Origin of the sequence: Xenorhabdus bakwenae (assembly GCF_030272115.1) — a bacterium.
Classification (GTDB): domain Bacteria; phylum Pseudomonadota; class Gammaproteobacteria; order Enterobacterales; family Enterobacteriaceae; genus Xenorhabdus; species Xenorhabdus bakwenae.
On sequence record NZ_CP119192.1, the window covers coordinates 1 to 8,979 of the forward strand.

General features: G+C 43.7%; 12 protein-coding genes and 1 pseudogene. 6 read left to right on the forward strand and 7 right to left on the reverse strand.

Going from position 1 to position 8,979, the window contains the following annotated elements:
* Positions 1-448 precede the first annotated feature (448 nt).
* Together PXH59_RS00115 and PXH59_RS00120 are read left to right on the forward strand one after the other, a co-directional pair.
* Positions 449-1,336 carry a hypothetical protein gene (locus PXH59_RS00115; protein ID WP_053014283.1) on the forward strand — a complete coding sequence of 296 codons (888 nt, stop codon included), beginning with the start codon at positions 449-451 and terminating at the stop codon, positions 1,334-1,336.
* Between the two features lie 46 nt (positions 1,337-1,382).
* Positions 1,383-1,826, forward strand: a complete 444-nt coding sequence (locus tag PXH59_RS00120) for a DUF1240 domain-containing protein (protein WP_053014284.1) — start codon at positions 1,383-1,385, stop codon at positions 1,824-1,826.
* 30 nt (positions 1,827-1,856) lie between these two features.
* Here the strand turns inward: PXH59_RS00120 and PXH59_RS00125 are convergent, their stop codons facing one another.
* Both PXH59_RS00125 and PXH59_RS00130 read right to left on the reverse strand, forming a co-directional pair.
* A complete protein-coding gene (locus PXH59_RS00125; RefSeq protein ID WP_047770631.1) occupies positions 1,857-2,336 on the reverse strand; it encodes an Hcp family type VI secretion system effector in 480 nt (159 codons plus the stop codon).
* A gap of 112 nt (positions 2,337-2,448) precedes the next feature.
* Positions 2,449-3,150 carry a replication initiation protein gene (locus PXH59_RS00130; protein ID WP_047770639.1) on the reverse strand — a complete coding sequence of 234 codons (702 nt, stop codon included), beginning with the start codon at positions 3,148-3,150 and terminating at the stop codon, positions 2,449-2,451.
* Positions 3,151-4,312: 1,162 nt separating this feature from the next.
* Between PXH59_RS00130 and PXH59_RS00135 the strand changes: the two genes are divergently transcribed.
* Both PXH59_RS00135 and PXH59_RS00140 read left to right on the forward strand, forming a co-directional pair.
* Positions 4,313-4,600, forward strand: a complete 288-nt coding sequence (locus tag PXH59_RS00135) for a BrnT family toxin (RefSeq protein ID WP_047770632.1) — start codon at positions 4,313-4,315, stop codon at positions 4,598-4,600.
* Entirely contained in the window at positions 4,587-4,880 is a 294-nt protein-coding gene (locus tag PXH59_RS00140; protein WP_285808128.1) for a BrnA antitoxin family protein, read from the forward strand. Before PXH59_RS00135 ends, PXH59_RS00140 begins: the two co-directional genes overlap by 14 nt.
* Before the next feature lie 85 nt (positions 4,881-4,965).
* Here PXH59_RS00140 and PXH59_RS00145 read toward each other — a convergent pair whose 3' ends face one another.
* From PXH59_RS00145 to PXH59_RS00155, 3 genes are read right to left on the reverse strand one after another with little or no spacing between them, the layout of a single operon-like run.
* Complete coding sequence (locus PXH59_RS00145) at positions 4,966-5,562, reverse strand: hypothetical protein (RefSeq protein ID WP_047770634.1); 597 nt, start codon at positions 5,560-5,562, stop codon at positions 4,966-4,968.
* Positions 5,559-6,443, reverse strand: a complete 885-nt coding sequence (locus PXH59_RS00150) for a site-specific integrase (protein ID WP_285808132.1) — start codon at positions 6,441-6,443, stop codon at positions 5,559-5,561. The genes PXH59_RS00145 and PXH59_RS00150 overlap by 4 nt, the downstream gene beginning before the upstream one ends.
* Entirely contained in the window at positions 6,436-6,660 is a 225-nt protein-coding gene (locus PXH59_RS00155) for a hypothetical protein (protein WP_053460659.1), read from the reverse strand. Before PXH59_RS00155 ends, PXH59_RS00150 begins: the two co-directional genes overlap by 8 nt.
* Positions 6,661-7,309: 649 nt before the next feature.
* On the opposite strand from PXH59_RS00155, the gene PXH59_RS00160 reads away from it, so the two are divergent.
* Positions 7,310-7,768 carry a ProQ/FINO family protein gene (locus PXH59_RS00160; RefSeq protein ID WP_285808136.1) on the forward strand — a complete coding sequence of 153 codons (459 nt, stop codon included), beginning with the start codon at positions 7,310-7,312 and terminating at the stop codon, positions 7,766-7,768.
* On the opposite strand, the gene PXH59_RS00165 is transcribed toward PXH59_RS00160, so the two are convergent.
* Both PXH59_RS00165 and PXH59_RS00170 read right to left on the reverse strand, forming a co-directional pair.
* Entirely contained in the window at positions 7,698-8,015 is a 318-nt protein-coding gene (locus PXH59_RS00165; RefSeq protein WP_285808139.1) for a type II toxin-antitoxin system RelE/ParE family toxin, read from the reverse strand. The genes PXH59_RS00160 and PXH59_RS00165 overlap by 71 nt on opposite strands.
* A pseudogene (locus PXH59_RS00170) lies at positions 7,999-8,272 on the reverse strand (plasmid stabilization protein). Before PXH59_RS00170 ends, PXH59_RS00165 begins: the two are co-directional and overlap by 17 nt.
* Before the next feature lie 499 nt (positions 8,273-8,771).
* On the opposite strand from PXH59_RS00170, the gene PXH59_RS00175 reads away from it, so the two are divergent.
* Positions 8,772-8,979, forward strand: a 208-nt coding sequence (locus PXH59_RS00175) for a helix-turn-helix domain-containing protein (RefSeq protein WP_285808140.1), incomplete at its 3' end; no start/stop codon positions are given.

Consider the following 8,979-nt stretch of genomic DNA (forward strand, 5'->3'; position numbering starts at 1 on the left):
GGGGACGCATGACAAAACGAAAACCCAGAAATGCCCCAGATTGGGATACGCTGGTTAGTCAGGATGACTACGGAATTGGGAATAAATTTCAGAAAGTTTGAGATCAAATCCGGGCTAAATGTGTTTTGTAGCACCGCCTGCACGCAGTCAGTGTTACAAAACGCTGGGTCGAGGCAAAGCCCCGACATCCCTTCGCTAATGCCTATAATGTGTTAATAACTGGAAGTTTCCCGCTTATAACCCCTAAATATGAGGACAGAAACTTCAATGCCATAGCCAAACTTATCAGCTGGTCGAAGAGCTTAAAACACAATGTTATATCCCGACAGGGAAACTTGATCCACTTCCCAATAATTCAGAAAATCTAAAGAAAAAATAGCTGAGTCCGATAAGATATGAGACAAAATATCAATAAATTATCAGGTTATGTAGTTTTATGGGGTGTTAAATGAGCAGAAGAATTTCAGATGAGTTTATGGATGGGCAGTTAGTATTTGATAATGGAAGATTAAAACCTCTTAGCCATATGAAAGAGTATAGGAAAAGACAATATGCTGAGCTTGAAAGAAAATTAAATGATACAAGTAATGAAGAACATTATGCTCTAATAACGTTAGAAGAAGCTATAGGATTTTTAAAAGCAGCATTGTGTAAAAATGGTGAATATAAGGCATGGAAAGATAAAATATTTTCATGTACAGATCCGGCATCGTCGTTTGCAGGAAATATGTTTGAGTCTATAGGAGTGATTAAAATAATAGATGAGTTTAAAAGTTTTGGTATTCAAGCTAAAGAATATAAAGGGAGAGGAGGAGCTAAACATATTAAGATAACAGGTAAACAAAGCGTTAGGAAATTTATAACAGGAACTAACTATCGTCTTGATAATCAAAAGATATTAAAAATAGGAATTGGTTCAAAAAGTCTAGTAAATGGTATAGTTACTGGCGTTAAGGTTAGTATAGTTTTCTCTCTTGCTTATAGAACTATCGAATTTATGACAAAAGATGAATATGCGCTTGCCGATTTTCTGGGTAATATAACAGTTGATGCGGCCAAGACATTGGTTACTGTGTTAGCTACTGCCGCTGTTGGTAAAATAGCGGCAGGGTATTTTTTAGCAGCGGGAGTGAGTATAATAGGGCTTTCTGTTGGATTGTTTTTTATTGGTGTTGGTATAGCGGCACTTTTATATTATCTTGATAATGAATTAGGGATAACAAATAGCGTTATTGAAACGATTAAAGAAGTAGATAAAAAAATACCAGGTGATCATTATGAGATTAATCGCCAAGCTATGGGAGTAAGTACACCAGCTATTTGGCCTTGGAATTAAATATGGAAATATTTTTTATTTTATGATTATCAAATGAGAGAACTTTATGCCAAGTAAAATTGAAAATAAAAACAAGAAACCGGTGATTTTTTCTTTATGGAGTAGAATTTTTTACATATTAATATTGATGCTGATTATGTTATCAATGTTTGCGGTAGTTTTTTTTTCATGGCGTGATTTTATTTCATTAATTAATTTAAATGATAGAGTGTATTTTTCTTGGAGGGTGTTTTTTATTTCCTTTGGTTTTCCAATAAGTATTCATATGTTGTATTCTCTTATGATTGCTTGTTTCTTAGATAAACCTCGACCATATAAAGGCCATATGGTTAATTTTTTAGTGTGGTTATTTTTCTTGGCGTTTATTTTTAGTATTCCTGTATCTTTATATGTTGATAATAAATTGAAGTATTTTGGTTATGTAACGTGTAGTAAAAAATCTTTAATTGCACCAAATGAATATGTTAGAAATATAAATTTATGTCACTAAGCATATATTTAATATATGCTTAGTTTTTACTTAGTACACTCTGTCTTCCCATATACTATAGGCAGATGTACCTGCTGTTACGTGATTCCATGAGATTGATTTATAGTTAAGTATAATTCTTTCATATGGCATGGCATCAAAATCATTTATAGAGTGCGGATAGGTACAAGAAATTTCAGAAATTGTGGCTTCAGTGATTTTGACTTCATAAAAATGCTCTAAATGTCCTATCTGACCAGTTCTGAAAAAAATAAATTTACCATCTAGTGATTCGTTGGAATCTATTGCCATGGCTAATAATGGAGATGATTTATCTATGGGTTTGATAAATTGTATGGGATGATGGCTTACATTCTGTTGACGAGATATTGAATGATCTAAACTGAGCACCTGTATTTGATCTTCGTGCCCTTTTTGGTATCGGTTCCCTATAGAGTCTAGAGTGGAGCAACCTGCGGATATCAATCCTTGCTTCTTGCCGTTTAATGTTAGATAAATCATGTATGACATAAAATTACCATCCTAATTATTTATAGATAATCTAAACTAATAACATATCACACAGACTTTCTCTAAAAAAGAAATATAAATCTAAATAAACGGTTTGATTTTATATTATTCCCTAATAATTTTTGTTAAATGCTAATTTAATTTGATTGTCCTCTTTAAATATAAAATGTAAAGCGACAACATTACGCCCATCTTTAACAGTATCAACGGATACAAGCAGATTGCTTTTTTGATTTAGTTCTTTTATAGATGGCTTTAAAAGAAGTTTATTTAAATCCTTAAATTGTAAATATTTATCTTCTATTCCTAACATGGATCTAAAATCTTTTAGATTAATGATTCTATCTCCAGTTTTTTTGAATTGCATTAATAATTCATAAATTCGTATGCTATAGGTTCTCTTTAGAGCTGAAACATTTTTTACTGCAATGGTAGTAAATTGGCCTTTTAATTGTGTCAAATAAGGCATAATTAGATCAGAAAAAACTAATTCTACTTTCCCTTGACCATTAAAATATTTAGCTTGGCCTTGAATCCATCTTATTTTTTCTTCTTTTTCCTTCCAATGAATATAAATCCAACGTTCAGCTAATTTATCAGCAGCCTCCTGTAATCTGCGTTCTGCATTCTCTCTGCCCATATCAGGAAATGCTAAGTAAAACTCACTGGCAGTTAATTGAAATTTTTTTTCAGGCGTGACTGCTTGAGGGTTCAACTTACCGATGCACATCAATAAAACTCTTTGTTCTTGAAGAGTCAATTTATAACTAGCTTCAATGAGGGCATTTGACTTGTAGGCAATAATCTCGGTCATATCTTGTCTTGTACCATTATTAGTGGAAAACATTTTTTAGACACCACCATGAATATAGGTGGTGTCTTTTATTTGTCAACCACATTTGGTTGTGAATATTACCGTCAAAAGCACCACCTATTACCGTCAAAAGCACCACCTATTACCGTCAAAAGCACCACCTATTACCGTCAAAAGCACCACTTATCATGATGTAATTAATTGATTAATAAAGATAAAAACCGACCGAAAACAAGAATAAAAACAAAAAAACAAGTTAAAAAAGGGCTCTCCCTGTGGATAAATCAGAAAATATTGTCAGATCAATCACAAAAAAGATGTCGCCGCAAAGCGGCTCCTCTCAGCCGCCCTCACGGGCGTTCCACAGTTAGATCCTGCTGTCTCCGACTCCATGCTATCGAGAACCTTTTTATTTCGTGCCTATTGGTTCGCTTCGCTCACGGCTTAGCAGGGAGGGGGAAGGTTATCCATTCAGTTCAGTCCCCCTTCCGGTATGTTGTTTGATCCGCTAAAAGTCTTAATTGATCTAAAGAGCATCCCTCATGCACTCATGGGCATAATACCGCCCATAAGACATTCTCAGCCGTTTTTTATAAACATCCATGAAAAGGGATGGCTTAAGTCATAAAATCGCTTAAAATCGCTCTGAGGCGTTTTTAGCTATGATATTTTTTGCAGTGATCAAAACATTCCGACTTACAACCTCATTCGGAGTAGACCCAACCGTCGTGTCACCAGCCGCCATTTCGATTATGGAAGGTCAAACCGCCCATATGGATTGACGTGTTCCCATATCAATGGCGTCAGAGCAAATACAGTGCCAGCATGCTGATTTCATAATCTTCACGGCGATTACTCACCATTCAGATCGAAATCATCATTGTGGGGAAATTGACTAAAATTCGGTTTACGTGATCTTTTTGACGTAAAACCCATAAAAACGCAGTGGTGTGCATAGTTATGCATGGCGTTAAAAACGCGTGTAGACAATTTTGCGTGGTTTTTGGGAGAAAGATAATGCGTTTTACTGGGTTGAGGCAAAAACCGCGCTGAGGGGCGTACAGGCGGTGCTGGCAATGTATGTTATGTTAAATTCATAGTTTGTTATTTGACTATGTCTATACTAATATGTATATACATAAATGTATTTTGTGGTGTGGAAATGGAGCTTGAGTTTGAATGGGACTCCGTTAAAGCGGAAACCAATTTTCGTAAGCATGGGATTCGTTTTGAAGAAGCCGCTCTTGTTTTTGATGATCCTTTTCATTTATCAGTTCAGGATCGTTTTGAGAATGGTGAATACCGCTGGCAGACGATTGGAACAGTAAAAGGATATGTGGTTGTTTTGGTTGCTCATACAATAAGATTTGAAGATGGAACCGAAATTATCCGTATTATCAGTGCACGTAAAGCCGAGCGGAATGAGAGGAAATGTTATGAGCATAGTTAGGTATAAACGAAGTGAACTGTCACCTCTGACTGAAGATCGGAAATATGAGCTTAATGCATTGTCTGATAGTGATATTGATTACAGTGATATTGCTCCGTTGGATGATGATTTCTGGAAAAAATCCGAACAAGGGAAGTTTTATCGTCCGGTAAAAACGCAAGCTTCGGTTAGGATTGATGCTGATGTGTTGGCCTGGCTGAAAAAAGCAGGAAAGGGATATCAGACGAGACTTAACGCTATCTTACGTGAAGCTATGATGCGTGATTTGCATCATAAGTAATGTCCATATAAAGCCCACAAAAGTGGGCTTTTTCATTGAGGAAGCGTATCACATTGACGATTATTTTGTAGCACCACCGATAAGGTCAGCTTTTGATGAATGCCTGATCCTGTTTCCGGCGCAGTCTTTCTGCTGTAGCCGTTGCATTCCGGCGTCGCCGTTCAGCATCCTGGGCTTTGATACGGCTCTGTTCAACTTCCTGCGCAGCGGTGGCTCGCTGTCTTTCAGTTTCTGCCATGATGTTCCTGACTTTGGCCGCGACGTCTTGTTCAAGCTGTCGGGCACGGTCTAAAGCGCAGACGGCTTCCCTTTCCCGGGTTTCTGCGGCCTGGAGTTGTGTCTGTAACCGTTGCTGTGCGACTTTCTCGGCGCGTTCAGCACGACGCTCTGCGGCTTCGGCCTGTTGCCGGTAGTATCTACGCTGGCTCTCGTGATCTGCATCCTGCGCTGTGCTGAACGCCGGCGCGGAAACCATGAGGGTGAGAACCCCGCCCAGCACTGCGCCGGCCAGCGCAACAGGCCAGAAGTGTATGGCGACGGCAAATCCCTGTGCAATCACCCTGATCCGGTCATTTTCGGCCAGTATGCCGACGATAAGAGCATTCATGCTGGCATAGACGCCAAAGCTGACAACGGAAAGAACGAGCAGGAATGCCAGCCCTGTTATTACACGCCATTTCATCGCAGGTAAGTCTCCGTAATTTCCGGCCGAAAATGCCCCATTTCCTGACTGACGGTGGTCAGTGCATCCTCCCGGACAAGTCCCTGCCGTTGCAGTTCGCGCATGCGCTCCTGGGCGTAGGAGTGGCGCAGGCCATGCGCACCGGCAGACCAGCCCAGCACACGGATGGCAGCCGCGCTGAAACTGTTTGTCCAGGCTTTGCCGGCACCAATCTCATAGCGGGAAAGGTAATTTATCCCCCGGTCTGTTACCGCCCGGGGTTCAGGGCGGCGCAGGGTTTCCAGCCGTTCTGCCAGATGATGAGGGATCAGAACTTCTCGAACCAGCCCCCCTTTCCCCTGTACGGTGTACAGATGGCCGTCGCGGCCGTTCCATTTGGTTGCTGTTACCGGCCTCTCGTTAGCCGGGCACTCCCGGGCAGGGGCCAGTGTGTGCAGTTCGTGTGCCCGGAGTCCGGCCGCATACGCCAGCTCAGTGGCCAGCGCGTTTCTGGCGGTCTGTGCGCGGGCAATCAGCGCCACTTGTGCCGGGGTGTAAGCGCGGCCGGTCAATACCTGGGGACTTTCAGCGCGGATAACCGGAAGGGTCTGGCCGTGGGGTAATACGCCGGTGATGTGGTGCATCATGGTCTGAATGGCCTGCCGTTCCATGTCCAGTGTCTTCTGTCCGACGGCTTCGCCACGGGTTTCCAGATAGTCGATGGCTGTCGCCGGTGTCAGTGTTCGCAGGTCAGAGCAGGCGCGGGAGGACTTCACCCATTCAGCCACGCGGGTTAAAGCCTGTTCGTAGTTGCGCACGGTGCCAACGGAGCGTAACACGCTGCCCTGCATGGCTTTCATGACGGAGGCTGCCTGCCTGGACGGACTGGCGAATTTAGCCATTGCGTGCCAGCCAGCGTGTGACGGTGGAGAGAACGACCCGGATACGTTTTTCCCTGAGCCAGCGTTGCAATTCGGCGGCGCTGGCCCCTTCCCGGTGCAGTTGCAACAGTTCGCCGGCGTGACGATCGAGGCGAGATTTCCGGTAACGCTGCTTGCGGATCATCCGGGTCTGTTCGCGCAGCATGGCCAGCTCATTGCCTGCATCAAACTGGGGCATGTGTTTCTCCACGGGCTGGGGGGTGTAAGAACGACTGACCTGAAAAGGTTCAGCGACAACTGAATGTCTATTTGCCCCGGTTTGAACCGGTGTGGTTCAGGCTCGGACTAATCTCGCCTTGTTACCCGTCAGCGTGGGTAAATCGCGGCCGTGACACTGGCTCAGTGGCGTTTGGGCTGTCCGCATCAGAAATCGCCAAATGGGCTGTTGGGTGACAGAAATCTCGGATCGTTGACCTGTATCCGGTGTAGCAGGGGTGCGTCAAAGGGCACCAGACTTATCACAGTTTTCACCATAGCGTAAAAACCGGGCTAAGGATAGTTGCGTTTAAAATATTGCGTGTAAGTATAACAAAGCCATAACCCCCCGCTATGCCCAGCTTTTTAATTGCTGGGCATAGCGGGGGGGGTTATGGCGAAAACCGACGGGAGGATAAAGTGGAGTTTATACGGCGTGTTGTCCACGCTTACTGTGGATAACGTTGTGAGCCTGATGAAAAAACAGGCCCTCAAAAGCGGGGTAGCATGAACTTTGTGCGAATTGGTTATTTTCTGGCCTGTTTAAAAGAGGGGGTGTGAACGGTTCTGTTACGCGAGTGAAACAATATGTAAAATGCTAATTTTAACAATGTTTTTAATGAGAGAGCACTATGGCGACAGAAACTGAAGAAGAAAAAAAACAATTTGAGCGGGAAGCAAAGGCGCTGTTAGAAGGTTTCTGGCCAGCTTTGTTTTGTTACCGGGCGCCGCGTCCTCTTAAAGTGGGGGTGCTGGAAGACCTCATTTCGGATGCAGAAGCCCGCGGATTGCCTTTTGACAAAGAGATACTTGGAAAAGCGCTCGTGAAGTACACCTGCCGCTATAAGTATCAGGATGTGCTAGCGCGAGGTGGGGAACGTTACGGACTCGATGGAAAAGCCGATGGAATGGTTTCAGATGAACAGCAGGAGAGAGCGAAAGGGCAGATAGCCCGGCGTAATGCAAAGGCGGCTCTCGTAAGAAACGCAAAAAAAGTCTTGAACCAGCCATTTCTGGGCGTTATTCGTTTACCCCCTGCTCGCGTATTGAGTGGGGATTCTGCCGTTGTCCAACGACTGCCAGCACGTTAATCTGTTTCGCTTGATCGTCTACTTCGTAAAGGACATGCTGTCCTGCCAGACTTATGCGGCGTATATCCTCGCCGTAGCGCTGATCCATTTCGTACAGGCGGGGAAACTCTGCCAGTTTGTCAGTGGAATTCAGGAGGCGATCCGTCACATTTCTGGCATCCCAGAGTGATGAATTTTCTGCGATATAGTCAAAAAGTGCCATAACGTCCTCGATAGCGCCTTGTTTCCATTCAACGTGATACGGCATCTCGTAACTCCTGATAACGGCTTTGCAACTGCTGGCGAAGCTGTCCAGTGGTCATCCCTGGGCGACTGTCGGCGCGGGCGGCCGCAACTTTGGCTCTTACCCGTTCTTCGTACTCGGCTTGTGCTAATTCTTCGTTAGCTAACCGTTGCAAAAGTTCCGCATTTCCGGACTGCGTCGGTGTCAGGCATGATCTGGGGCAGACTCTCTGCCAGTTCACGCAGGAAGTTGGCGTTTTCATAGTGGGTTCTGTTGCTCATGGTCATGCTTCAAATCTCCGGAAATGTGTGGGTAATGTAGCAGGGTAGCCCATACGGGGAATGTTTTCTGCTGGTTGTGCCAGCACAGGCTTATCTGTGTCGATTATACGTCATAAAATTTAATTGATTAAATTAAGGTGCGAAAAATGGCAGACCTTAGGATTGTTAGCCGGAACCGCCCAAAGGGAATACTGGTTTTATATGTTCCATTTTCATCCATCTTTTACGAGAATAACTAAGTTACATCTATATGATTATCTTATTGAAATATTTTATCCAACCCGTTAACCTGATAGTGCTATTGGCAAAATCCAATAGCCAGGGATTTTCACCCCTGAAAATAGTAACCCACTGGTAGGAAGTTTCTGCCAGTGTGCCTGCGCTCGCCCATTCGATGGCGGTTCAGGCGGGGGAGGCTTCGGCCTCGCCGGAAGGTAGCTACCGGTTTTGAAAACCCTGCTTGAATCGCCACCAATAACAACAATGAGGTGAAGCAGGTATGAGTACACAAGACTGGCACCCCGCCGATATCGTTGCCGCTCTTCATAAACAAGGCACAACCGTTGCCGCCCTGTCCCGTGAATCCGGTTTAAGTTCTTCCACGCTGGCAAATGTCCTGAAAAGGGCATGGCCAAAAGGCGAATGGATCATTGCCCATCGTCTGAATATGCACCCTGCACAAATCTGGCCAAGCCGGTATTTTGATA

Excerpts from the sequence above, each read along its gene's own strand:
- PXH59_RS00155 (WP_053460659.1), bottom strand. The coding sequence starts at position 6,660 with ATGCCCCAGTTTGATGCAGGCAATGAGCTGGCCATGCTGCGCGAACAG.
- PXH59_RS00160 (WP_285808136.1), top strand. The coding sequence starts at position 7,310 with ATGGCGACAGAAACTGAAGAAGAAAAAAAACAATTTGAGCGGGAAGCA.
- PXH59_RS00120 (WP_053014284.1), top strand. The coding sequence starts at position 1,383 with ATGCCAAGTAAAATTGAAAATAAAAACAAGAAACCGGTGATTTTTTCT.
- PXH59_RS00125 (WP_047770631.1), bottom strand. The coding sequence starts at position 2,336 with ATGTCATACATGATTTATCTAACATTAAACGGCAAGAAGCAAGGATTG.
- PXH59_RS00165 (WP_285808139.1), bottom strand. The coding sequence starts at position 8,015 with ATGCCGTATCACGTTGAATGGAAACAAGGCGCTATCGAGGACGTTATG.
- PXH59_RS00135 (WP_047770632.1), top strand. The coding sequence starts at position 4,313 with ATGGAGCTTGAGTTTGAATGGGACTCCGTTAAAGCGGAAACCAATTTT.
- PXH59_RS00130 (WP_047770639.1), bottom strand. The coding sequence starts at position 3,150 with ATGACCGAGATTATTGCCTACAAGTCAAATGCCCTCATTGAAGCTAGT.
- PXH59_RS00115 (WP_053014283.1), top strand. The coding sequence starts at position 449 with ATGAGCAGAAGAATTTCAGATGAGTTTATGGATGGGCAGTTAGTATTT.
- PXH59_RS00150 (WP_285808132.1), bottom strand. The coding sequence starts at position 6,443 with ATGGCTAAATTCGCCAGTCCGTCCAGGCAGGCAGCCTCCGTCATGAAA.
- PXH59_RS00145 (WP_047770634.1), bottom strand. The coding sequence starts at position 5,562 with ATGAAATGGCGTGTAATAACAGGGCTGGCATTCCTGCTCGTTCTTTCC.
- PXH59_RS00140 (WP_285808128.1), top strand. The coding sequence starts at position 4,587 with ATGAGCATAGTTAGGTATAAACGAAGTGAACTGTCACCTCTGACTGAA.